The sequence below is a fragment of the Curtobacterium sp. AG1037 genome, assembly GCF_003349855.1.
Classification (GTDB): domain Bacteria; phylum Actinomycetota; class Actinomycetes; order Actinomycetales; family Microbacteriaceae; genus Curtobacterium; species Curtobacterium citreum.
Genome location: NZ_QQAO01000009.1, coordinates 21641 through 43988 on the forward strand (window position 1 = coordinate 21641; position 22348 = coordinate 43988).

At 74.5% G+C, this 22348-nt stretch carries 22 protein-coding genes; 7 read left to right on the forward strand and 15 right to left on the reverse strand.

Going from position 1 to position 22348, the window contains the following annotated elements:
* Positions 1-45 precede the first annotated feature (45 nt).
* Positions 46-2703, reverse strand: a complete 2658-nt coding sequence (locus DEU32_RS12865) for a phosphoenolpyruvate carboxylase (protein WP_114850904.1) — start codon at positions 2701-2703, stop codon at positions 46-48.
* Positions 2704-2806: 103 nt separating this feature from the next.
* Entirely contained in the window at positions 2807-3469 is a 663-nt protein-coding gene (locus DEU32_RS12870; RefSeq protein ID WP_114850905.1) for a heme oxygenase (biliverdin-producing), read from the reverse strand.
* Positions 3470-3529: 60 nt separating this feature from the next.
* On the opposite strand from DEU32_RS12870, the gene DEU32_RS12875 reads away from it, so the two are divergent.
* Together DEU32_RS12875 and DEU32_RS12880 are read left to right on the forward strand one after the other, a co-directional pair.
* Positions 3530-4372: a siderophore-interacting protein gene (locus tag DEU32_RS12875; RefSeq protein ID WP_114850906.1), complete on the forward strand. Its 843-nt coding sequence runs from the start codon at positions 3530-3532 to the stop codon at positions 4370-4372.
* Positions 4373-4435: 63 nt separating this feature from the next.
* A complete protein-coding gene (locus tag DEU32_RS12880) occupies positions 4436-5044 on the forward strand; it encodes a GIY-YIG nuclease family protein (RefSeq protein WP_373286837.1) in 609 nt (202 codons plus the stop codon).
* 44 nt (positions 5045-5088) lie between these two features.
* Here the strand turns inward: DEU32_RS12880 and DEU32_RS12885 are convergent, their stop codons facing one another.
* The 5 genes from DEU32_RS12885 to DEU32_RS12905 form a co-directional block, all read right to left on the reverse strand.
* Positions 5089-6678 carry a GMC family oxidoreductase gene (locus tag DEU32_RS12885; protein ID WP_114850907.1) on the reverse strand — a complete coding sequence of 530 codons (1590 nt, stop codon included), beginning with the start codon at positions 6676-6678 and terminating at the stop codon, positions 5089-5091.
* Positions 6675-8015 carry an alpha/beta fold hydrolase gene (locus DEU32_RS12890; protein WP_114850908.1) on the reverse strand — a complete coding sequence of 447 codons (1341 nt, stop codon included), beginning with the start codon at positions 8013-8015 and terminating at the stop codon, positions 6675-6677. The genes DEU32_RS12885 and DEU32_RS12890 overlap by 4 nt, the downstream gene beginning before the upstream one ends.
* A gap of 148 nt (positions 8016-8163) precedes the next feature.
* Positions 8164-8766 carry a TetR/AcrR family transcriptional regulator gene (locus DEU32_RS12895; protein WP_058743146.1) on the reverse strand — a complete coding sequence of 201 codons (603 nt, stop codon included), beginning with the start codon at positions 8764-8766 and terminating at the stop codon, positions 8164-8166.
* Positions 8767-8829: 63 nt separating this feature from the next.
* On the reverse strand, positions 8830-9033 hold the full coding sequence (locus tag DEU32_RS12900; RefSeq protein WP_114850909.1) for a hypothetical protein: 204 nt from the start codon (positions 9031-9033) through the stop codon (positions 8830-8832).
* Positions 9030-9233 carry a hypothetical protein gene (locus tag DEU32_RS12905; protein WP_114850910.1) on the reverse strand — a complete coding sequence of 68 codons (204 nt, stop codon included), beginning with the start codon at positions 9231-9233 and terminating at the stop codon, positions 9030-9032. The genes DEU32_RS12900 and DEU32_RS12905 overlap by 4 nt, the downstream gene beginning before the upstream one ends.
* 237 nt (positions 9234-9470) lie before the next feature.
* Between DEU32_RS12905 and DEU32_RS12910 the strand changes: the two genes are divergently transcribed.
* Positions 9471-10427, forward strand: a complete 957-nt coding sequence (locus tag DEU32_RS12910; protein ID WP_114850911.1) for a helix-turn-helix transcriptional regulator — start codon at positions 9471-9473, stop codon at positions 10425-10427.
* A 29-nt stretch (positions 10428-10456) separates the two neighbouring features.
* Here DEU32_RS12910 and DEU32_RS12915 read toward each other — a convergent pair whose 3' ends face one another.
* From DEU32_RS12915 to DEU32_RS12930, 4 genes are all read right to left on the reverse strand, one after another.
* Positions 10457-11500, reverse strand: coding sequence for a hypothetical protein (locus DEU32_RS12915; RefSeq protein ID WP_114850912.1), 1044 nt, complete (start codon positions 11498-11500; stop codon positions 10457-10459).
* A 100-nt stretch (positions 11501-11600) separates the two neighbouring features.
* Positions 11601-12269, reverse strand: a complete 669-nt coding sequence (locus DEU32_RS12920; RefSeq protein ID WP_058743151.1) for an RES family NAD+ phosphorylase — start codon at positions 12267-12269, stop codon at positions 11601-11603.
* Positions 12266-12820, reverse strand: coding sequence for a hypothetical protein (locus DEU32_RS12925; RefSeq protein WP_114850913.1), 555 nt, complete (start codon positions 12818-12820; stop codon positions 12266-12268). The genes DEU32_RS12920 and DEU32_RS12925 overlap by 4 nt, the downstream gene beginning before the upstream one ends.
* A gap of 88 nt (positions 12821-12908) precedes the next feature.
* Positions 12909-13160 (reverse strand): DUF4287 domain-containing protein, encoded by a 252-nt coding sequence (locus tag DEU32_RS12930; protein WP_114850914.1) that lies wholly within the window; start codon positions 13158-13160, stop codon positions 12909-12911.
* A gap of 176 nt (positions 13161-13336) precedes the next feature.
* On the opposite strand from DEU32_RS12930, the gene DEU32_RS12935 reads away from it, so the two are divergent.
* From DEU32_RS12935 to DEU32_RS12945, 3 genes are all read left to right on the forward strand, one after another.
* Positions 13337-14470, forward strand: a complete 1134-nt coding sequence (locus tag DEU32_RS12935) for an amino acid ABC transporter permease (RefSeq protein ID WP_114850915.1) — start codon at positions 13337-13339, stop codon at positions 14468-14470.
* Entirely contained in the window at positions 14467-15240 is a 774-nt protein-coding gene (locus tag DEU32_RS12940; protein WP_114850916.1) for an amino acid ABC transporter ATP-binding protein, read from the forward strand. Before DEU32_RS12935 ends, DEU32_RS12940 begins: the two co-directional genes overlap by 4 nt.
* A 62-nt stretch (positions 15241-15302) precedes the next feature.
* The gene (locus DEU32_RS12945) at positions 15303-16334 is read left to right on the forward strand and encodes an ABC transporter substrate-binding protein (protein ID WP_114850917.1); all 1032 of its coding nucleotides are present in this window, start codon (positions 15303-15305) and stop codon (positions 16332-16334) included.
* Between the two features lie 450 nt (positions 16335-16784).
* Here DEU32_RS12945 and DEU32_RS12950 read toward each other — a convergent pair whose 3' ends face one another.
* Genes DEU32_RS12950 through DEU32_RS12960 form a run of 3 tightly spaced genes read right to left on the reverse strand, consistent with a single transcriptional unit; the run spans position 16785 to position 20535 of the window.
* Positions 16785-17912 carry an LLM class flavin-dependent oxidoreductase gene (locus tag DEU32_RS12950; protein ID WP_114850918.1) on the reverse strand — a complete coding sequence of 376 codons (1128 nt, stop codon included), beginning with the start codon at positions 17910-17912 and terminating at the stop codon, positions 16785-16787.
* The gene (locus tag DEU32_RS12955) at positions 17909-19273 is read right to left on the reverse strand and encodes an NtaA/DmoA family FMN-dependent monooxygenase (protein ID WP_114850919.1); all 1365 of its coding nucleotides are present in this window, start codon (positions 19271-19273) and stop codon (positions 17909-17911) included. Before DEU32_RS12955 ends, DEU32_RS12950 begins: the two co-directional genes overlap by 4 nt.
* Positions 19270-20535 (reverse strand): LLM class flavin-dependent oxidoreductase, encoded by a 1266-nt coding sequence (locus tag DEU32_RS12960; protein WP_114850920.1) that lies wholly within the window; start codon positions 20533-20535, stop codon positions 19270-19272. The genes DEU32_RS12955 and DEU32_RS12960 overlap by 4 nt, the downstream gene beginning before the upstream one ends.
* 94 nt (positions 20536-20629) lie before the next feature.
* On the opposite strand from DEU32_RS12960, the gene DEU32_RS12965 reads away from it, so the two are divergent.
* The gene (locus tag DEU32_RS12965) at positions 20630-21202 is read left to right on the forward strand and encodes a histidine phosphatase family protein (RefSeq protein ID WP_114850921.1); all 573 of its coding nucleotides are present in this window, start codon (positions 20630-20632) and stop codon (positions 21200-21202) included.
* Between the two features lie 204 nt (positions 21203-21406).
* On the opposite strand, the gene DEU32_RS12970 is transcribed toward DEU32_RS12965, so the two are convergent.
* Positions 21407-22216: a DUF1684 domain-containing protein gene (locus tag DEU32_RS12970; protein ID WP_114850922.1), complete on the reverse strand. Its 810-nt coding sequence runs from the start codon at positions 22214-22216 to the stop codon at positions 21407-21409.
* Positions 22217-22348: the final 132 nt, after the last annotated feature.

Below are 22348 nucleotides of genomic sequence, written 5' to 3' on the forward strand. Positions count from 1 at the left end.
ACGTGCCTCCCGTCCGTCAGGGGGTCGCGATCGCGACCCGCGGGGTCACCCGGTGTTCTGCAGGCCGGCGGCCACGCCGTTCACGGTGAGCAGGAGCAGCCGGTGGTCGGCGTCCGTCGGGTCGGTGCTGCCGGAGGTGCGGATCGCCCGCAGCGCGCGGAGCTGCAGGTGCGACAGGGCGTCGACGTACGGGCTGCGCAGGCGGACGGCGCGGGCGAGCACGGGCCGGTCCTCGAGGACGTCGCTCCCGCCCGAGACCCGGAGCACCCAGTCGCGGGTGCGGAGCATCTCGTCGAGGACCTTCGCGGCGAGGTCGTCACGGTCGGCGAGCTCGAGGTACCGTCGGGCGATCTGCTCGTCGGTCTTCGCGAGCGACATCTCGACGTTCTTGATCATCGCGCCGAACAGCGGCCACTCGGCGTACGCCGTCCGGAGCAGCTCGACGTCGCCGACCGCTTCGAGCGCGGAGCCGAGGCCGTACCAACCGGCGAGGTTGATCCGGGCCTGCGTCCACGAGAACACCCACGGGATGGCGCGGAGGTCCTCGAGCGACTCGACGCTCAGGCCACGGCGGGCCGGGCGGGAGCCGAGGGGCAGGAGGCCGATCTCCTCCATCGGGGTGACCCGGGCGAACCAGGGCGCGAAGCCGTCGGCCTTGACGAGGTCGTGGAACGCGGTCCGCGACACGTCGTCGAGCTGCTGCGCGAGGTCGGCGAACCGGGTCGCCGCGGCGGCGGTGCGGTCCTCGTTCGAGGGCGACGACGCGAACAGCGTGGCCGAGGCCATCTGCTCGAGGTGCCGCGCGGCGATGTCCTGGTCGCCGTACTGGGCGAAGATGACCTCGCCCTGCTCGGTGAGCTTGAGTCGACCGTCGATCGACCCCGGCGGCTGGGCGAGGACGGCTTCGTTCGCCGGTCCGCCGCCACGGCCGAGCGAGCCACCGCGGCCGTGGAACAGCGTCAGCTCGACGTCGTGGTCGCGTGCCCAGTCGGCGATGCGGGCCTGCGCGTCGTACAGCGCGAGGTTCGCCGAGACCGGGCCGACGTCCTTCGACGAGTCGGAGTAGCCGAGCATGACCTCGAGCTTCCTGCCCGTCGCGGCGAGCCGGCGCTCGAACGCCTCGGTGTGCACGGCCTCGTCGAGGATGTCGACGCTCGCGTGCAGGTCGGCGAACGTCTCGAAGAGCGGGATGACGTCGAGCACGGGTGCTGCCTCGACCGATCCGAGGGCCGCGACCGCGAGCTCGTGGACGTTCGCCAGGTCCTGGGCGGACTGCGTGAACGAGACGATGTAGCGGTGCGCCGAGCGGACGCCGTAGCGGCGCTGCAGGTCGGCGATGGTGCGGAAGACCGCGAGGACCTCTTCCGTGGTCTCGCTCAGCTCACCGCCGGCGCGGATCTCGGCGAGGGCCGTCCGGTGCACCTGCGAGTGCTGGCGGACCTCGAGCTCGGCGAGGTGGAACCCGAAGGTCTCGACCTGCCAGACGAGGTTCTGCAGCTCGCCGTTCGCGGTGCGGGCGGCACCGGCGGCGACGAGCGAGGCCTGGATGACGCGCAGGTCGGCGAGCAGTTCCTCGGGTCCGGCGTAGGCCATGCCGTCCTGACCACGGCGCGTGGCGCGGATGCGGGCGGCGACGAAGAGCAGCGCCCGACGGTGGGTCTCGTTCGGGGCGCGCACCCCGATGCGCTCGGCGACGGCGGGGTCGAGCGACTCCTGCGCGGCGACGAGGGCCTGGAGCCCGGCGTCCGCCGGGGTCTCGGCGGCGTCGAGCGTCAGCGCGGCGCCGATGCGGGTGGCGGCGCGGGCGAGCCCGAGCAGGATGTGCTCGGCGGCGATGTCCGCGGCCTGCCTGGTGACCTCGGCGGTGACGTGCGGGTTGCCGTCGCGGTCGCCGCCGATCCAGGTGCCGAACCGCACGAACGCCGGTGCCGTGACGGGCACGCTGCCGGCGTCCTCGCCGAGCAGCCGGTCGTCGAGCAGTCGGTAGACCTGCGGCACGATCTCGAACAGCGTCTGGTCGAACACGCTCATCGCCGTGCGGACCTCGTCGAGCGGGGTCGGCCGGGTCGTGCGGAGCGGCGAGGTGCGGAGGAGCGTCGTGATCTCCTCGAGCAACCGACGCTCGTTCTCGGCGCGGGCGGTGGCGTTGCGGGCCGCGTCGCGCTCGTCGATCAGGTCGGTGATGCGCCGGACGGCCGTGGTGACGGCGCGGCGGCGGGCCTCGGTCGGGTGGGCGGTGAGCACCGGGTGGAACCGGAGGTCACGGAGCCGCGCGGCTGCCTCGTCCGCGCCGACCTGCTCCACGAGGGACGCGTAGGTGGCGGGGAACGAGTCACCCGCGACACCGCCGTCGTCGCCACGGGCACGCAGCACGCGCACGCGGTGGTGCTCCTCGGCGAGGTTCGTCAGGTGGAAGTACGTCGTGAAGGCCTGGGCCACGGCCTCGGCACGCTCCGCCGACATCCCCGCGACGATCCGTTCGGCCCGGGCGGCACCGTCGGTGTCGGACCCCTCGTACGCGCCGATCACGGCGGCACGCAGGTCCTCCACGTCGTGCAGGAGTCCGTCTCCACCGGTCTCCCGCAGCACCCGCCCGAGCAGGTTGCCGAGGTACCGGACGTCCGCGCGCAGGTCGCTGTCGACCGCTCCGCTGACGTCGTCCCGTGCGCGCCCGTGGCGCGTCGATCCGTCGATCGCCGTCATGGGTTCCTCTCACGTCCGCCGGGAACGCGGCCCGGGTCCCCAGCAGCGTACCGGCGCGGACACGACCGTGACGACGACCGTCCGGACGGTCCCCGCGTCGGGCTCAGGCGGTCGCCGCGGGCAGGCCGTGGCCGATCGACCGGAGCACGGCGCGGTCGAGTGCGGCGGCCGTCTCGACCTCGGCCAGGACGGCGTCGCGCTCGGCGTCCGTCCACGGTGCGGCGTCGAGCTCGGCGCGGTAGGTCTCCTGGAACGCGGCCGGGTCGGCGACCTGGTCGAAGATCGTGAACAGGACGCCGTTCGTGTCGAAGCCGAACCGCTCCTCGAGCAGCGCGGCGAGGGTCGGACCCCCGCTGAGGTCGCCGAGGTAGCGCGTGTAGTGGTGCGCCACGAACCCGCCCGGCGAGGTCGCGGCGACCTCGTTGAGCCGCCGGACGTACGCGGTCGTCGCGGCGGTCGGGCAGCACAGCTCCGACCAGTCCGGACCGACGAGGTACTCCAGGTCCGCGGTGATCGCGGGCAGCCGGGTGAGCTGGTTCGTGACGAAGGGCGCCGCGACGGGGTGGTCGGCCATCCGCTCGGCGGCCCGTTCGAGGGCGGCGTAGACGTGGGCGTACTGGCCGAGCAGGTCGGCGTAGTCCGCGACGTCGCACTCCCCCGCGAACAGGCCCTGTGCGCCGGACGCAGCCGCCCCGGATGCGGCCGCGTCCGACCGGCCCGCCCGCCGCCGCAGCAGCTCGGAGAACGTCGTCACGGTCGCACCCATGAGGTAAGGCTAACCTCAGTGCTCGGAACGTCAAGCAGTCGACTGACAGGAAGTCCCCCGATGCACCCCAAGCCCCAGCGCCCGCAGCACGTCTTCGTGGTCGAGCGCACCGAGCGGCTCACGCCGCACATGGTCCGCGTGCACCTCGGCGGTCCGGCGTTCGCGGACTTCGTCGCCGCCGCCGACCCGGAGCGGCTCGCGTCGACGGACCGGTACGTGAAGCTGCTGCTCCCCGCACCCGGCTCCGACCTGCGGCCGCCGTACGACCTCGACGCACTCCGGGCGACGCTGCCGAAGCACGAGCTGCCCGCGCGCCGCACCTACACCGTGCGCGCGGTCGACCACGAGGCAGGCACCATCGCGGTCGACTTCGTGGTGCACGGCGACGAGGGGCGCGCCGGCCCCTGGGCCGCCACGGCGCGGCCGGGCGACCTGCTCGCGCTCTCCGGCCCCGGCGGCGGCTACGCGCCGTCCACGGACCCCGCCGTCACTAACGTGCTGCTCGGCGACGACAGCGCGCTCCCGGCGATCGGCTCCGCCCTGGAGGCGCTGCCCGCCGCCGCCACGGGCGTCGCCCTGGTCGAGGTGGCCGGTCCCGCCGACGAGCAGCCGCTCGCCCGTCCGGCCGGGCTCGACCTGCGGTGGCTGCACCGCGACGCCACCGGCGCCGAGCCGGGCACGCTCCTGCTCGCGGCGACCCGGGAGCTGCCCCGTGCCTCCCGGCCGGTCCAGGTGTTCGCGCACGGTGAGCGGACCGCGGTCAAGGCGATCCGTCGACTGCTGCAGGACGAGTGGGGACTCGAGAAGGCGGACCTGTCACTGTCGGCGTACTGGGCACTCGGGCGGGCGGAGGACCGGTTCCAGGAGGAGAAGCGCGAGCCGGTCGGGGTGATCTTCGACTGACCGGAGGCGCGGGCGGGCCGGCGGCCGCCGCCGGGGTCGGAGGCTGCCGGTAGCGTCCGGCGGGTGAGCTCCTCGTCTGCGGCCCGCTGCTGCGTCACCGGGTGCGGTCGCCCCACGGCACCCGGCACGCAGGGCGTGCTGCCGCTCTGTCCGGAGCACCTCGGGCTGGCGGCCGAAGCCGTCGAGGCCGGCGCTGCGTCCGGGCCCGCGTCCGGTTCGGTGTCCGGTGTGGAGGACGTGCTGCCGGGACCGTGCCCGGCGTGCGGTTCGCGGCTCGGCGTGCGGTACCCGTCGGGGATGCTGTGCGCCGTGTGCGAGTGGCGCTGGGGCGAGGTGCCCGACGGCGACCTCGCACCGCCGCGCGTGGACGTCGTCTACTACCTGCGGCAGCGCGACGACTTCGGCGACCGGATCAAGATCGGTACGACGGCGAACCCGCGGCAGCGACTCGCGGCGGTGCCGCACCAGGAGCTGCTCGCGTTCGAGCGCGGCGACCGGACGCTCGAACGGCGGCGGCACACGGCGTTCGCGGCGGACCGCTTCCCCGGGACCGAGTGGTTCCGGACCACGCCGGCGCTCCTCGACCACGTCGACGTCGTCGCCGCGGGCGTGCCGGACCCGTGGGTCCTCCACGCCCGTTGGCGGAGCGAGGCGCTGGCACTGCGGGGCTGAGGCAGCAGCCCGAGCCGATCCTCGGCCCCGGTGGCGGCGCGGGGTCAGGCCGCGGTGGCGGCGCTCCGGGCGCGGTCGGCGGCCGGGTCGTCGCGCAGGAACCGGTCGGCCGTGCGGAGCGAGAGCGCCATGATCGTCAGCGCCGGGTTCGCGATGACGGCGCTCGGGAACACCGAGTTGTCGCAGACCCACAGGTTCGGCACGTCCCACGAGCGCCCAGCCGGGTCGACGACCGAGCTCCCGGCGTCGAGGCCCATCCGCGCGGTGCCGATCGTGTGCGCGGTGCGCTCGAGCACCCGGACGTCGGTCCCGCCGGCCGCCTCGACGATCGCGGTCATCGTCCGGACGGCGTGCGCCCGGATGGCGTCCTCGTTCGCACCGGGCGAGAAGGTCACGCGCGCCCGCGGGACCCCGTGCTCGTCGAGCTCGTCGGACAGCACGAGCCGGTTGTCGTCGTACGGCAGGCACTCCGCGTTGATGCCGACGCCGGCCGTCCTCGGGTAGTCCCGCATCGCCCGGACGAGCTCGGCGCCGCGCAGCCCGCCGCCACGCACGAGCGTGGTGGCGAACGTGAGCGGCTGCACGCCGAGGGACTGGATGAGGTAGCCGCCGGCGAAGTCCGCGTCGGCGGGGCGGACGAAGTCCTCGGTGATGATCGACGACGGGTAGCCGCGGTACGAGCGCATCGATTCGTCGAAGGTCGCCCAGACCTGCGTCGCGCCGTGCGCGGTGAAGTTCCGCCCGACCTGGCCACTGCTGTTCGCGAGCCCGGTGTGGAGCAGGAGCCGCGGGGTCTCCACGCCGCCCGCAGCGAGCACCAGGGAACGGCACCGCTGCCGGCGCTCCTGACCGTCGCGGGTGTACAGCACCGCGCAGACCCGCCCCTCGGCGTCGAGCTCGATGCCGTGCACGAACGACTCGGGGCGGATCTCGGCCCCGAACGCCACGGCCGCGGGCAGGTACGTCGTGTCCATCGACACCTTCGACCCGTTCCGGCAGCCCTGGTGACACGAGCCGCACGACACGCAGGCCTGGCGGAGGCCGTGGTGCTCCTGGACGCGGTCCTCGGTCGTGAGTGCGACGGGGGCGTCGGTCGCGGTGATGCCGAGCGCCTCGGCGCCGCGGACCATCATGTCCGACGAGGCGTTCCGCGGCGGCGGACCCATCAGGTAGCGGCGCTCCGGGTCCCACGGGTAGTGCGCGGGACCCGCGACGCCGACCTCGTGCTCGACGCGCTCGATGTAGGCGGTGAGCTCGGCGTGGTCGACCGGCCAGTCCTCGCCCTGCCCGCTCTCGGTGCGCAGGCGCAGGTCGTGGACGCTCGGCCGGGGCGTGAAGGCACCCCAGTGCAGGGTCGACCCGCCGACGCCGGTGCCGCTGTTGTTCGGACCGAACGCGGTCGGTGCGGACCCGCCGCTGATCCGCTCGTCCATCCAGTTGATGTCCGCCGGGGCCTCGACCTCGTCGGGCAGGTGGTCCTCGGGCTCGGTGTTGCGGCCGGCCTCGAAGGCGACCGCGGTCAGGCCCTCGCGGGCGAGTCGGGCCAGGAGCGGGGCGCCACCGGCCCCCGTGCCGACCACGACCACGTCCACGACCTCGTCGTCCGGGTACCGGCGCTGTGCGTCGAGTCTCATCGTGCTGTTCCCTCCGGTTCCCATGCTTCCCGTTGCCCGGCTCCGAGCAACTGGAAGCCCTGCTTGCGGACGCCGTCGCCACCGTTGGCGAAGCCGTCGTAGTCGATGTCGGACATGGTCGCGGGGTGGGCGAGCCACTGCTTGACCAGGTCCACCCCGGCGTCCTCGAACCACGTCCGGAGCTGCCCGGCGTCGAGCGGACCGTCGGAGCGCAGTCGTCCGGCCGCGGCGTCCTCGAGCGCCGCGGGCAGGTCACCGGAGTCGGCGATCGGCGCGAGCACGTCGAGGGCGGCCCGGTAGGCGTCGGCGTCCGTCAGCATGCCGTCGGCGCGCCACCCGTCCCCCTGACCCGCGGCGAGCTGGGCGTCCAGGCGCAACGCGAGGTCGACCTGCTGCGGACCCGGCTGCGGGACGACGACGCGGGCGACCGCGCGGAGCGTGTCGAGCTGCCGGGCGGTCAGGGCGCGGGGTTCCGTCGCGGGGTCGTCCGGCAGTGCGCGGACGGCCAGGACCCCGCGTGTTCGGGCGCTCACCCGCGGCGACGCGAGCACCCGGGCGGTGTCGGCGGGGACGACCGGGGACGGCGCGACCCGGCGCGACCAGAACTCGCGGACGACGGCGGCCACCTCGACCGGGCGCTCCCACGGCAGCAGGTGGGCGGCGCCGTCGACGACGTGCAGCTCGGCGGCGGGCCAGTGCGGCATCGTCAGGCGTCGCTGGGCGTCGGCGTCCAGGTCGCCGTCCTCGGCACCGGCCAGGACGAGCGCCGGCGCGGGGTTGGGCTCGGCGTCGGTCGACCAGTCCTCACGGCTGCCGCGGAGCAGCCAGTCGCGCCAGGCCCGCGGGTCGGTGCGCTCGGCGTCGTGCACGGCCATCTCGTGCCGGTCCGGCGGCAGCGTGGACGCGGTGTTCGCGTCGACGAACTCGGCGGCGTGGTCGGGTCGGATGCGTCCGTGCTCGGCCCACGCGAGCATCGACTCCCGACGTTCCTCGGCCATCGGCTCGGGAGCGAGGGGCGAGGCCGCGAGGAGCACGACGGCGCGCAGCCCGAACAGGCCGTTCGCGCCGGAGAGCGTGCGGTCCGCGACCACCGTCGCGACCTTCCCGCCCATCGAGTGCCCCACCAGCGCCCACTCGGTGGCGCCGCTCGCGCCGATGGCCCGCTCGACCGCAACGGCCATCTCCTCGACGGTGGTCCCTGCGCTCGCGGGGCTGCGGCCGAAGCCGGGGAGGTCGATGCCGACCAGGTCGAGGTCGCCCGCGAGCTCGGAGCGGAGCAGCGCGAACTCCTCCGAACTCGACCCGAGGGCGTGGAGGCAGAACGCGGTCGCTGTCATCCTTCGTTCCTACCGGGGCGGAACGGCCGGACCCAGACTGGCGTACCCCGATCCTGTACCCCGTGCTGATCCTGTACCCCGCACTGGGTCCGGTCCCCGCGCTGGGTCCGGTCCCCGCGCTGGGTCCGGTCCCCGCGCCGGGCTGCGGTCAGTCGGTCGGGTCGCCCTCGTAGACCGACAGCAGCATCGCGGCGCCGAGGCGTGCCGCCCGTGCGGGCTGGGCGGAGCGCTGCACCGCCGACTCGACGCGGGCGCCCTCGACGAGGAGCGACAGGGCCTGAGCCACGTGGGCGGGCACCCCGGCGCGGGAGCAGAGCATCGTGAGGTGCGCCTCGACGTCGGCGAAGTGCTCCTGGGCGAGCGCGGCGATCGCCGGGTCCTGCCGCCCGAGCTCGGCGTGGCCGTTGATGAACGCGCAGCCGCGCCAGCCCTCGTCGGCGAAGCACTGCTCCAGGTAGCCGAACACCCCGAGGACCTCGTCCCGCGGGTCGTCGGAGGCCGCCGCGATCCCGTCGAGAGCGCGGCGCCAGGCTCCGTGCCACCGCTGCAGCACCGCGACGACGAGCGCACGCTTCGTCGGGTAGGCCGCGGTGAGCTCCGCACGGGTCAGCCCCGCCCGCTCCGCGACGTCGTCGAGGGTGACCGGGGTTACGCCGCGTTCGGTGAACAGGGCGTCGGCGGCACCGGAGGCCCGTCGCTGGACGGACGTCTCGCGGTCGGTCCGGACGAGGGTCGGGGTGACGGTGCTCATGCGCTCTCTGCTGGTCGACGGGGTTGGTTCGGGCGTTCGTGCGGGCTCGCCCGTGCGGTGAGCCTACTGACCGGGCACGCCCGACGTGTCGAGCGCCTCGGCGAGCAGGGCGCGCATGTCGATCGGCTGCGTCGCGGTGTCCGACGCCGCCGATCGACGCACCGGCAGCAGCGTGTCGGCGAGGGACCGGTCTGCCCCAGGGATCGCCCTGGTGCCCCGTGCGACCCGGGACCCGCGGATGCCGAGCTCGTTGCGGGGGATGCTCATGCGGAGACCCCGAGCAGGATCGCGGCCGACGCGGCCACCGTCACGGACACCAGCCCGGTCGTCACCGCGGCGACCTGCAGCCCGTGCTGCAGGCGGGCCTGACGGACCTCGGAGAAGGTGGTCCCCCGGCGGCTCGTCGACGAGACCGCGTGGCGGGCGCTCGTGGGTGCGGTGTCCAGGTCGGCGGCGATGGTCGTCACGGTGGCTTCCTCGTCTCGGGAGGTCCGGCTGGTCCGGACCCGTCGAGGACGACGCTAGGACGCCGTCCGCCGGGACGCGGTGCGGACGCCCGTGGTCGACGATTCCCGGACGTCCGAGCGCGACACCCGACGATCCGTGGACATCGACCGCGACCGCGGACCGGGCGGTCCACCCCCGGACCGGGGGCACGGCGATCCGGACAGGGCCGCGCGGAGCGGTCATCATGCACGAGACCCATGAACCCGACACCTCCGACCCGGATCGACGTGGACGAGCAGAGCTCGGACCTCGACGCCGCCCGCGACCTGCTCGCCACCACGTACGCGGGGAACGAGTGGCGCGCCGACGCGACCGCGATGCCGTTCGCGTTCCGGTTCGCGGCCGTCGGCGACACCGCGATGTCCCTCCGGACGATCCGCTTCGACGGGCACCTGCAGGGCGTGATGACCCCGTCCGAGGACTTCGTCGTGCAGTGGACGACCAGGGGGACCGCCACGATCGGCTCCGGGGACGTCCAGCTCCTGATGGAGCCCGGTCGGCCGCAGCTCTGGCCGCAGCAGGGCGCGGCGTTCTCGTACCGGGACTACGAGCAGAAGATCGTGCAGGTGAACCGGGCAGCGCTCGAGGAGGTCGCCGGCGAACGCGGGACGGCACCGGGGCAGCTCGTCCTGGACCACACCGTCCGCCCCGACGAGCGCGCCCTGCGGGTGTGGCGGAGCAGTGTGCAGCTCATCTCGCACACCGTGCTCGACCGGAAGGCGTCGCCGCTGCTGCAGGCCGAGATGGGACGGCTCGGCGCCCTCGCCCTGCTCGAGCTCTACCCGGTGGTCAGCGCGTCGCTCCCCGACGAGCTGCTGCTCCCCCGCAACGCCCACGTCCGACGGGCCGTCGAGTACGTGCACGAGCACGCGCACCTGCCGATCACGAGCACCGACCTGGCCCGGGTGGCCTCGCTGAGCCTCCGTGCGCTGCAGATCGCGTTCCAGCGGGCGTTCGAGCTCTCCCCCAACGCCTACATCCGGCAGGTCCGGCTCGACCGGGTGCGGGACGCGCTGCTGCAGGGCGACCCGGCGACGACGAGCATCGCCGAGGTCGCGAAGCAGTGGGGCTTCGCGCACGCCGGACGGTTCTCCGCGACGTACCAGCAGCGCCACGGCGAGTACCCGCGGGACACCCTGCGCCGACGAGCGTAGCGCCCGGCCGACGGGTCGGAACCCGGGCGTCAGCGCCCGTAGGCGTCGACGAACAGCGGGCCGCGGACCGTGCGGAGGGTGTCGACGAGCTGGTCGACCGTCCGCCGCGAGATGCCGGAGACCTCGAGGTCGTACGGCCCGAGTGCGGGGAGCCGACCCGTGCGGATCCGCACGACCTCCCACCCGACGGCCCGGACCGCGCGGTCCTTCCGGCGGTCCGTCTCCTGCCGCGGCCCGACGTGCTCGAGCCCGTGTCGCCCCGTGCTGTCGTACTCGATCGCGACGCGGAGCTCCGGCAGCACGATGTCCGGCCACGCCTCGACGTGGTCGAAGAACGGCCGGTCGAGGCGGATCGCGGTGTGGTCGAACGTCAGCGCGAACCGCTCCTGCAGGGCCGCCCGGAGTTCGGCCTCGACCGCTGAGGCCGTCGCGGGGGCGCACACGCTCGGGAAGGACTCCCCCGACGGCAGCCGGGGGGTCTTCGGGCAGATCGTCCGCGGGACGGGCGGTCGTGCGGCCGTCCGCCGTCCACCGCCGCCGGTCGCACCGGACCGCCCGGGTCGCGCACGGCTCGACGCCACGGCACCCGTCGGGACCGCCGTTGCTCCAGTCGGGCCCGCCACACGCGGCGACGGTCCCGCGCCACGCGACGGTGCCGCGCCGCGCGCCGGTGCCGCGGGCAGGGTCTGGCGACCGGTCACGCGCTCGGCCCGCTGCGGCGCGGGCACGGTCGCCGGCCAGTCCGCGGGCAGCACGGGCCAGCGGCGGGGCTGCGCCTGGAGCTGGCACTCCGGGCACCACACCGACCGACGACGCTCCCGGCCCGGCCGCGACCGCTGCTCGGCCGGCGTCGCGACGAAGACGTGGCCGACGTCGCACTCCCACGTGAGCAGGACCTCGGCCGTCGGGGGCACCTGGGTCAGGACGACGCCGTGGTTCCACTCCGGGTGGTACTGCCGGATCAGCACGGGGTAGGACGCCCACGCCGACCGGAACTCGCCGACGGCGTACGGAACCGCGACGCCGCGGGACCACTGCCGGCGGCGCCACCACGCATCGACGGGTTCGACCACCCCGCCACGGTAGGGACGGCCACCGACACCGCGGCCCGTCGACCGTCCGACCGTCCGCCCGTCCGGCCGCGCGACCGCCCGGTCGCGCGCGGCCCTGTCGTCAGTCCTGCGGGGGCGTCGCGAACGTGAAGCGCTCCGGCCCGGACTCCGACCCGTCGTCGAGCACCCGGATCCCGGCTTCGCGGCACGCCGTGACCCCGTCGCGGTGCACGCGCTCCGGACGCGGCCGCCGCGGGATGCCGGCCGCGCCGAACACCGCCCACGCGTTCGCCGCCGACGCGCTCGTGAACCGCGTGCTGTACCGCACCCCGGCGAAGCCCGCCGCGTCGAGGGCCCGTGCCCAGGCCTGCGGCACGCGGTAGTCCCCCATCGTCTGCAGCTCCGCGCCGACGCCCCACCGCACCGCCGCCGGGTGTGTGACGTCCGCGAAGCGACGGCCCCGCGAGGCCCGGGCCGCGACGACGACCATCTCGCGGGCGCGCGACGCGAACACCGTGTTCGTCGTCAGGACGTGGTGCGCGAGGCGCTCACGCACCGCGACCTCGACCGCGTCCGCCCAGTAGCAGGTGCCCCGCGGCACGGCGAGGTCGAACCGACCACCGTCGACCCCGTCGGCGTCCGGCTCCGTGCTCGCGAACCACCACGCGCCGCGGTCGTGCCGCTTCGCCCGGTAGAACGTGGTGCCGCGACTCTCCTCGGCGGGGAAGTCGGTCAGGTCGAGGTCGTCTCGCGGACGCTGCTGGGCGACGTCGGTGCGCCTGGGCGTCACGCGTCGGCCGCCCAGGCCGTGGCGGCACGACGGGCGGCGGCGAGGACCTGCTCGTGCCGGCCTTCGCGAAGCGCCTGCGCCGCGGTGGTGCCGCCGAACTCGTCCGCCACGGTGTGCAACCAGAGCGCGCTGCCCCACGGGTCGATCCGGTCGGGGTCGACGAGCGCGAGCACCTGCCGCAGGTGCGGCAGCGGCGTCCCGGACGCGCCGAACTGGAAGGACGGGAAGACGAGGCTGCCGTCGCCGATCTTCAGGCCGATCAGGTCGCGCTTCGCCACCGCCTTGCTGAGCGCCTGCCGGGTGACCCCACGCCAGGCCGCGAGCGTCGGGGTGTCGTAGAACGGCCCGATGAGCGCGTCGGCCTCGTGCTTGACGGAGGGCAGTGCGGCGAGCATCCGGTCGGCCAGGAGCTCCACGTCGACGCCGGACTCGAGCGCTCCGGCCGCGCGGCCGTCCGCGATCCGCCGGCGCAGTGCGTCGAGCAGGGCCGTCTCGTCCGCCGAGGGGCCGTCCGTCCCCCTGGGCTGCCGTGCGTGGGTCGTCGCTGCCATGGCACCTCCTGTCAACTGCGTCAACCGGATCCTACGCCGGCGCGACAACCGCGTCAACCACCGGCGCGCTGGCTCGGCGGCGCCGCGCTCAGCCGTCCAAGGCGCGCCGGGCGTACCCCACGAGCGCGTTGGCGTGACCGTGGCCGAGCCCGTGCTCCTCCTTGAGCCACGACACGACCTCCATGTGACGGTGGTCGTCGAGGCGGTCGGCGACCAGGTCGAGCCACTCCTGCACCGGCCGGCCGTAGGTCCGTTCGATGCTCGGGAAGTACGAGGCCGGGCCGGAGACCTTCGTGCCGTCGGCGGGCGGCTGCGGCGCGGGGACGCGGTGCGTGGTCACGGTGGTCAGGGTAGCTGCGCGAGGGTGGCACCGACAGGGGTCCCGTGCACGCCGCACCGTCACGCGGGGTCACCGGAGGTCACGCGCGCGACGCTCCGTGACGTCCCGTTCCGTCCCGTGGCGAAGTGTTGCGAGGACCCGTTGTCCGGGTCCGCCGGCCCTCCTACGGTCGCCCCATGACCGACACCACGGACCGCTCGACGCGCAGGTCCGCACCCCACGCGACCGCCCCGGCGACCGCAGCCGGCGCGCGCGACGGGAGCAGTGCCTCCCGTCCGCTCGCCCCGACCGTCGACGCGGCCGCACGCGCCGCGCTCGACCGTCCCGTCCTGCCGCTGCGCCACCCCGTGCGGTGGATCGCCGCCGCGGTCGTCCTGGTGCTCCTGCTGAACGGGGTCGAGACGCTCTTCACCAACCCGGCATGGGGCTGGCCCGCGGTCGGGAAGTGGCTGTTCAGCCCCGCGATCCTGACCGGACTGCAGTTGACGCTCGTCGCGACCGGGCTGAGCGCGGTGATCAGCTTCGCGGGCGGTGTCCTCGTGGCGCTGGCACGGCTGTCCCGCAACCCGGTGCTGTCCGGGCTGGCGTGGGGCTACGTCTGGCTGTTCCGATCGGTGCCGCTCATCCTGGTGCTCGTCTTCCTGTACAACCTCGGGTCGCTGTACCCGACGATCGGGATCGGGATCCCCTTCGGGCCGCAGCTCGAGGTACGGACGGCGAACGTGCTGGGCGACCTGGCGATCGGCGTCCTGGCGCTGAGCCTGAGCGAGATCGCCTACGCGTCGGAGATCGTCCGGGCGGGCGTCCTCGCGGTGGACCACGGTCAGCTCGAGGCGGCGCAGGCCCTCGGGCTCCCCCGCCGTCGGCAGTTCGTGCGGGTCGTACTGCCGCAGGCGCTCCGCTCGATCGTGCCGGCGTTCGTCAACCAGGTGGTCGGGTTGCTCAAGGCCTCGTCACTGCTGTTCTACGTCTCCCTGCTCGACCTGTTCGGCGTCGTCCAGAACCTGTCGAGCACCTACCCGACGGACATCATCCCGCTGCTCGTGGTCGCGACGATCTGGTACCTCGCGTTGACGAGTGCGGTCTCGGTCGTGCAGTACTACATCGAGCGGTGGACGTCGCGGGGGTCCGCGCGGGCGCTGCCGCCGACGCCCCTGCAACGGGTGCGGGCGGCGGTCCGGCGGGTGGGGGCTGTCCGGCCTGGAGGCACGGGTCGTGTCGCGCAGGTCGCCGGTGCCCAGCGGGTGGTCGCGTCGGGCACCAGGTCCGGTGCCGGCGCCGGCGCCGGAACCGTCGAGGTCGTCTCGTGAGCGCGGCCGTCGCGGTCGTCGGCGCGGTGAAGTCCTTCGGCGACCGGCGGGTCATCGACGGGGTCGACCTGGAGCTCGCCGCCGGGAGCGTCACCGTGGTCCTCGGGCCGTCCGGGTCCGGCAAGTCCACGCTGCTGCGCGCGATCAACCACCTCGAACCGCTCGACCGCGGCGTCGTGACGGTCGGCGGCGAGCCCGTCGGCGTGCGGTTGCGGACCGGGCGGGACGGTACGACCCGCTGGAAGGAGCTGCCAGAACGGGTGATCCTGCGGCAGCGGTCCCGGATCGGCTTCGTGTTCCAGCGATTCGAGCTGTTCCCGCACCTGACCGCGCTCGAGAACGTCGCCGAGGGGCCGATCGCCGCCGGAGTGGCTCGCCCGGTCGCGCTCCGTCGTGCCCAGGAGCTGCTCGAGCGCGTCGGGCTCGGCGACCGAGGGGCGTCCCGTCCACGGCAGTTGTCCGGCGGGCAGCAGCAGCGAGTGGCGATCGCCCGGGCGCTGGCGCTGGAGCCCGCGGTCGTGCTGCTCGACGAGCCGACCTCCGCGCTCGACCCCGAGCTCGTCGGCGAGGTCCTCGGCGTCATCCGGTCCCTGGCCGAGTCCGGCACGACCCTCGTCATCGTCACGCACGAGGTCGCGTTCGCCCGCGAGGTCGCCGACCACGTCGTCTTCCTCGACCACGGGCGCGTCGTCGAGCAGGGGCCGCCGCGCCAGGTCATCGATGCCCCGCAGCACCCCCGCACGCGCGACTTCCTGTCCCGCGTCCGCTGAGCCCTTCCTCCCGTTCCCCACCGTTCCCACCAGTCCCACCGTTCTCATCCGAGGAGTCCGCCTTGCCCACCACCGCTCTCTCCCGCTGGCGTCACCGCGCCGGAGCCCTCGTCCTCGCGGCCGGCGTCGTCGTCGCCCTGGCCGGGTGCGCCGCGAACGCCTCCGCCGCCGACGGCGCTGCCGGGTCCGCCGGGTCCGCTGACGGCACCGTGACGATCGGCGCCGCGTCCAACGGCGCCGCGACCGAGACGAAGGTCCGGGTCTCCGAGGACACGAAGCTGCACGACGCGCTCCCCGCCGACGTGAAGTCGTCCGGGAAGCTCACGATCGGCATCGGCGCGCTGCCTGCCGGATTCCCGCCGCTGGCCTTCACCGGGGACGACCAGAAGACGCTGACCGGTTCCGAGCCCGACCTCGGCCGGCTCGTCGCCGCGAAGCTCGGACTCCGGGCGGACGTGCAGAACGCCACCTGGGACAACCTGTTCGTCGGCATCGACGGCGGGAAGTACGACGCCGGGTTCTCGAACGTCACCGTGACCGAGCAGCGCAAGGAGAAGTACGACTTCGCGTCGTACCGGCAGGACAACCTCGCGCTCCAGGTGCTGAAGACCTCGAAGCTGACCTTCGACGGCGACCCGTCCGTGCTCGCCGGCAAGACGATCGCCGTGAGCTCCGGCACGAACCAGGAGAAGATCCTGCTCGAGTGGAAGGCCGACCTCGAGAAGGACGGCAAGACCATCGGCGTCAAGTACTACCCGGACGGCAACGCCGTGAAGCTCGCGCTCGACTCCGGCAAGATCGACGGCTACTTCGGCCCGAACCCGACCATCGCGTACGCGAACAAGCAGAGCGTGGAGAGCGCGCACCCGACGAGGACCGCGGGGACGTACTCCGGTGCCGGCTCGACCCTGCAGGGACTCATCGCGGCGACCACGAAGAAGGACAGCGGTCTCGCGAAGCCGATCGCCGACGCGATCAACGAGCTCATCGCGGACGGGACGTACGCGAAGTGGCTCAAGGCGTACAACCTGTCGAACGAGGCCGTGCAGACCTCGCAGGTGAACCCGGAGGGGCTGCCGCTCGACAACAGCTGAGCACGTCCCCTGTCCGTCGACACCCCTGTGACCGTCGTGGTCGCGGGGGTGTCCGGCGTGCGCGGTGCGGCTCGGTCGGCCGCGGTCACGTCTCGGCCGTGGCGCGGTGGCGGCGGCTCCGCGTCACGGTCGGCCGCGGACGCCCAGAGCGCAGGACACGCCGCGCGTCGCTCGCGCCGGGTGCACGACACGCCGTCCGGCAGCGCCGAGCGGGCCACATGTCGGCAACTCGGCGGGGCAACGCCGGCGCGCCCGACGCAGCGGGTCGCGTCGGCGCCTCCCCGCCCGACACGCCCGACCGCGGACGCCGAGAGCGCAGGACATGCCGCGCATCGCTCGCCCCGGGTGCACGACACGTCGTCCGGCAGCGCCGAGGGTGCCAGATGTCGGCATCTCGGCGAGGCGGCGCAGGCGGGGGCGGGCGCAGCGCGGCAGTGCGGCACGCCCGGGTCAGGCGGCCGGCGCCAGCGCCCGGCGCGCCCACTCGGCGGCGAGCAGCTCGTAGGAGCGGACGCGGGCGGCGTGGTCGTGCGTGATGGTCGTGACGAGCAGCTCGTCCGCCCCGGTCACACGGCGGAGCACCTCGAGCCGGTCGGCCACGTGCGCCGCGTCGCCGACGAACCGCGACACGAGCCGGTCCCGCACGGCGGCGACCGCCTCGTCGGGGAGCGGTGTCGCACGGGCCGCGTCGGGCGTCGGGTACGGGATCGCCCCGACACCGGAGCGGATCGAGTGCACCCACTGGCCGTACCCGAGGGCGAGCTCCTCGGCCTCGGCAGCGGACCGCCCGACGACGACGTCGGCCGAGACCACCACCCGCGGCGCATCGAGCACCCCCGGGCGGAACGACGCACGGTACGCCTCGACCGACGCCAGCACGGTGCCCGGCGACGAGTGGTAGTTCGCGCCGTACGGCAGCCCGAGGGACCCGGCGACGCGGGCGCTCTCGCCGCCGGTCGACCCGTGGATCCACAGTTCGACATCGGCGCCGGTCGCGGGCGGCGCCTCGACGACCTTCCCGCCGCGGGTCCAGGTGCCGGCGAAGAGGGCCCGGACGAGCGCGAGGTCGTCGTCGAAGCGCTCGACGTCGCCCGGCACGCGACCCAGCAGCTCGCCCTGCAGCGCGAACGTCGACCCCGGAGCGACCCGGAAGTCGAACGGTGCGGGGAGGAGCAGGCCGTCGACGACCTGGTCGGCACGAGGCGCGAGCGACGGCGGCTTCGGTGTCCCCGGCGCCGGGGCCCCGGACCGGCCGAGCCCGAGGTCGAACCGCGGTCCGTACAGCCCGGTGAGCGTCCCGAAGGTCTCCGCGATCTGCAAGCCGCGGACGTTCCCGACGAGCGTCGCGGCACTGCCGACCCGGATGCTGGACGTGACCGCGGCCACGGCACCGATCACCACGGTCGGCGCGCTGCCCGCGACGCCCGGGTTCAGGTGGTGCTCGGCGAGCCAGTAGCGGGCGTACCCGGCACGCTCGGCGGCGCGGGCCAGGTCGAGGGTGCGGTGCAGTGCGGTCGCCGACGACGACCCGGAGACGACCGGGACCAGGTCGAGGACCGAGAGCGGGACGGCGGTCACGCGGACACCGCCTGCCGGTCGCGGACGGCCCCGGAGAGGCCGAGGGTGTCGCGGAGCGTGGCGCCCTCGTCGTAGGACTCGCGGTACACCCCGCGCTCCTGCAGCAGCGGGACGACGCGGTCGACGAACTCGTCGAGGCCGTACGGGTTGGTGTGCGGGACGACGACGAACCCGTCCGACGCCCGCTCCTGCACGTACCGGTCGATCTCGGCGGCGATCGACGACGGCGTGCCGACGAACCCGCCGCGCGTCGAGACCTGGATGACGAGCTCGCGGATGGACAGGTGCTCGGCCGCGGCACGGTCGCGCCAGTCCTGCACCAGAGCGCGGGGGTCACGGACGTGGCGCACCCGTCCCCTGGTGATCGTCTCGGCGTCGACGTCCGGCTCGACGTCGGGCAGCGGACCGTCGACGTCGTACGACGACAGGTCCCGGTTCCAGACCTGCTCGAGGAACGCGATCGCCGTCGCCGGGCTGACCTGGGCGCGGCGGATCGCCCGCGAGTGCTCCTCGGCCTCGGCCTGGGTGTCCCCGAGCGTGAAGGTCGCCCCGGGCATCACGAGCAGTTCGGCCTCGGACCGTCCGACGCGCTCGAGCCGGGCGGTGACGTCGTCGTAGAAGGTGCGCGCGTCCTCGAACTCGGTGTGGAGCGAGAAGACCACCTCGGCGTGCCGGGCGGCGAGGTCGCGGCCCTCGTCGGAGTCCCCCGCCTGGACGACGACCGGGTGCCGCTGCGGGCTCCGCGGGACCGGGAACGTCCCGGTGACGTCGAACTGCGGTCCGTGGTGGTCGACGTCCCGGATGCGCGAGCGGTCGGCGAACCGTCCGGACGCCGTGTCCGCGACCACCGCGTCGGCGTCCCAGGAGTCCCAGAGCTCCCGCGCCGTCTCGACGAACTCCGCCGCCCGCGTGTACCGGTCGGCGTGGTCGAGGAACCCACCACGGCGGAAGTTCGCCCCGTGGAACGCGTCCGAGCTCGTCACGACGTTCCACCCGGCGCGGCCGTCGGTCAGGTGGTCGAGCGTCGCGAGCTGCTTCGCGAGCTCCACGGGCTCGTTGAAGGTGGTCTGCAGGGTGCCGACGAGACCGATGTGCGACGTGACCCCCGCCAGGGCCGCGAGGATCGCGAGGGTGTTCGGCCGCCCGACGACGTCGAGGTCGTGGATCCGTCCCTTCTGCTCGCGGAGCCGCAGTCCCTCGGCGAGGAACAGGTAGTCGAAGCACCCGCGCTCGGCGTTCCGGGCGAAGTGCTCGAAGGACGAGAACGCGATCTGGCTCTCGGCTCGCTCGTCGCTCCAGATCGTCGTGTTGTTGACGCCCGGGAAGTGGGCGGCGAGGTGGACCTGACGCTTCGTGCTCATGACGAGACCCCCTGGGTCGGGACGGCGTACCGGCTGACCGCCGGCGCGATGCCGAGCCGCGTGCGCAGGTCGACGGTGGGACGGGACGGCGGGTCGGCGCGCAGGCCGGCGGTGACGAGGGCGGGGACGAGCTGCCGGGCGATCGCCGTGCTGTCGGCGGGCGTCCGCAGCGGGCGGAGCCGGGCCCCGGCGTAGCCGATCGCGCGGAGGTCCGCGATCCTGTCGACGAGGCCCGTCGCGGTGGTGGCGAGCACGGCGGCGTCCGACGCTGCCGAGTACGGCGACCCGGACGCGGCGTCGAGGGCGGCGAGCTCGTCCTCGGCCTCGGCGACCGAGGACCCGAGGAGCACCGCGAGGTCCGCGAGGACCGGACGGACCCTGGCGGACCCGGCCGCCTGCTCGGCGTGACGGACGCGTGCCAGCGCGCCCCGCGCCTCCAGGCCGACACCGCCGACAGCGCTGACACCGCCGACAGCGCCGACACCGCGGACAGCACCCGACGGACCCGACGGACCTGACGAACCCGACGCGCCCGGTGTGACGAGCACCACGTCCGCCGTGTCGACGGCCAGGCGAGCCGCGTCGTCGTCGTGCGCGAGCGCGAACACGGGCGGCCGCCCCTGCGGCGACCGCGGGACGATCGACGCGCCGTGCACCGAGACGTGCTCGCCCACGAAGCGGGCGTCGTGGATCCGGTCGCGGTCGATGAAGCGGCCCGTCGCGACGTCGCGGATGATCGCGTCGTCGTCCCAGCTGTCCCAGAGACGGGAGACGACCTCGGCGACCTCGCGGGCCTCCGCGGCGAGCGTCACCGGGTCGTCGCCGCCGGGGCGGCGGCCGAAGAGCGCGGCCTCGCGGGTCGTCGGGCTCACCTGGATCCGCCACCCGGCTCGCCCCGCGGAGACGTGGTCCAGGGTCTGGAGGCCCGTGGCCACGTGGAACGGCTCGGTGTGCGTGACCGAGACGGCCGGCACCAACCCCACCGAGCGGGTCGCGGGTGCGACCGCGCTCGCGACCAGGAGGGCGTCGAGCCGCCCCACGACGGTCCGGGTGTCGAGGTCGCCGTCGGCGTCGAGGGGACCCGCGGTGAAGGCGTCCTCGAGCGTGACGGCGTCGACGCCGGCGCGGTCCTGCTCGACGACGACGCGGCGCCAGTGCGCGAGCCGGGTGGTGTCGCGGGCGGCTGCGGGGTCGGTGCGCCAGGCGGCCGGGTGCCAGCCGGCGCCCTGGAGGGCCGTGACGAGGATGGTTCGGTCGGGCATGGAGCCGACGCTACGGCCGGGACGGTCCGGCGACGACGGGTGTTGCGGAGGATGACCGGACGTTGCGTCGTGTGACGTCCGGCAGGCTCGTCGGATGGTGTCCTGCTTCCTGACCCACGCCGAGGTGGTCGTCGACCCGGAGGTCCCGATCGAGTCGTGGGGGCTGTCCGTCGCCGGTCGACGCCGTGCCGCAGCGGCCCACCGCCTCGCGTGGTCCCCCGAGGTCGGACGGATCGTCTCGAGCGCGGAGCGGAAGGCCGAGGAGACCGCGGCGGTGCTCGCCCGGGCCGTCGGGCGCGGACCGGACGTCGAGATCGAGATCGAGGTCGAGCCCGCGCTCGGCGAGATCGACCGCAGCGCGACGGGCTATCTGCCACCGGCCGAGTTCGAGGCCGTCGTCGTCGCGTTCTTCGCCCGTCCGGAGGAGTCCGTCCGAGGATGGGAACGTGCGGTGGACGCGCAGGCCCGGATCGTCGCGGCCGTCCGGGCGCTGACCCGGACCGGGGACGTGACGGTCGTGTCGCACGGTGCGGTCGGCGCGCTGCTCCTCGCCGATCTCCGCGGCGTGCCGATCAGTCGGGCGCTCGACCAGCCGGGGATGGGCAGCGTGTTCACGTTCGACCCGCGGCGGTGGCGCGCGTGCTCCGGGTGGGCGCGGGTCGGCTGACCGGGCGGGTGAAGCAGCCCGGCGCGGAGCGGGCGGCGGCGGCCGCGTGCCCGCCGTGGGGCGCACTGCCCCCGCGCAACCGGAAGCACGCCGCACCACGCGTTTCCGCGGTACGACGTGCTCCCGGTTGTGCAGAGCGCAGCACACCGCACCGCAGCACACCGCGGCGCAACACACCGCACCCCGGCGGGCGGCGCAGCCGCGTCAGGCAGGTAGGCGCTCCCCCGCCTCGACCGCGACGTCGAGCCGGTTCTCCCGCGGGGGCAGCGGGCAGGTCGCGTGCGCGGTGTAGGAACAGGGCAGGTTCGTCGCCCGGGTGAAGTCGAGCCGCACGCGGCCGTCCGCACCGGGCGCGGGCACGTCGAGACTCCGCGTGGCGGAGGTCGTCACGCCGCTCGTCCGGTCGGTGAACAGCACGTGCAGCCCGTCACCGTGCCCGTTGAACGCCAGGAGCGTCCGCGGTCCGTCGAGCTCGAACGACAGCGTGCCCCGCGCGGCGAACACGTGCTGCAGGCCGTCGACGACGGAGCCGACCGTGACCTCGCGCGGCACGTCGAAGGGCTCGAAGCGGGCCTCGACGACGAAGCGCTCGTCCGGCGCGAAAGTCGGGGTCCCGCGGTACGCCGTGCGCGTCGGGGCGGCCGGGTCGCGCGGACGGAGGAGGTCGCTGCCGCCGCGCCGGGCGACCTCGACGACGACGTCGCGGTCCTCGAGGTGCCAGACCACGCGGGGTTCTGGACGGTCCTGCAGCCTGCCGAAGCGGTGCGTCCCGGTCACGGTGGTGCCGTCGACCTCGAGGGACTCGTCGGGCGCGAGGGTGACGACGGGCCCGGCCTCGTCCGTCGACCACGCCCCGGGGAGGTCGTCGAACTGCTCAGGCGTCGGCGTGAGCCAGCGCATGCTCGTGATCGCGAGGAACCCGTGCTCGCTCGCCCGCGCGGCTTCGTGGGCGGCGTGCCACTCGGCCCACTCGGCGGCGGCGGTGCTGGCGGCGGGCCCGGTCGTCGTGCTCATGGTCCGACCGTACGGCCTCGGCGGACGTGGCCGGACGCAGCCGGACACGCGCCGTCACGCAAGCGGGCGGAACACGTCGCCCGGACGTGACCGGGGTGACCGAGATGGCCCGCTCGCGACGCCGGTGACGCG

Coding starts and splice junctions, on each gene's coding strand:
- DEU32_RS12865 (WP_114850904.1), bottom strand. CDS start 2,703: ATGACGGCGATCGACGGATCGACGCGCCACGGGCGCGCACGGGACGAC.
- DEU32_RS12935 (WP_114850915.1), top strand. CDS start 13,337: ATGACCGACACCACGGACCGCTCGACGCGCAGGTCCGCACCCCACGCG.
- DEU32_RS12890 (WP_114850908.1), bottom strand. CDS start 8,015: ATGACAGCGACCGCGTTCTGCCTCCACGCCCTCGGGTCGAGTTCGGAG.
- DEU32_RS12970 (WP_114850922.1), bottom strand. CDS start 22,216: ATGAGCACGACGACCGGGCCCGCCGCCAGCACCGCCGCCGCCGAGTGG.
- DEU32_RS12870 (WP_114850905.1), bottom strand. CDS start 3,469: ATGGGTGCGACCGTGACGACGTTCTCCGAGCTGCTGCGGCGGCGGGCG.
- DEU32_RS12925 (WP_114850913.1), bottom strand. CDS start 12,820: ATGGCAGCGACGACCCACGCACGGCAGCCCAGGGGGACGGACGGCCCC.
- DEU32_RS12895 (WP_058743146.1), bottom strand. CDS start 8,766: ATGAGCACCGTCACCCCGACCCTCGTCCGGACCGACCGCGAGACGTCC.
- DEU32_RS12885 (WP_114850907.1), bottom strand. CDS start 6,678: ATGAGACTCGACGCACAGCGCCGGTACCCGGACGACGAGGTCGTGGAC.
- DEU32_RS12960 (WP_114850920.1), bottom strand. CDS start 20,535: ATGCCCGACCGAACCATCCTCGTCACGGCCCTCCAGGGCGCCGGCTGG.
- DEU32_RS12900 (WP_114850909.1), bottom strand. CDS start 9,033: ATGAGCATCCCCCGCAACGAGCTCGGCATCCGCGGGTCCCGGGTCGCA.
- DEU32_RS12955 (WP_114850919.1), bottom strand. CDS start 19,273: ATGAGCACGAAGCGTCAGGTCCACCTCGCCGCCCACTTCCCGGGCGTC.
- DEU32_RS12965 (WP_114850921.1), top strand. CDS start 20,630: ATGGTGTCCTGCTTCCTGACCCACGCCGAGGTGGTCGTCGACCCGGAG.
- DEU32_RS12875 (WP_114850906.1), top strand. CDS start 3,530: ATGCACCCCAAGCCCCAGCGCCCGCAGCACGTCTTCGTGGTCGAGCGC.
- DEU32_RS12910 (WP_114850911.1), top strand. CDS start 9,471: ATGAACCCGACACCTCCGACCCGGATCGACGTGGACGAGCAGAGCTCG.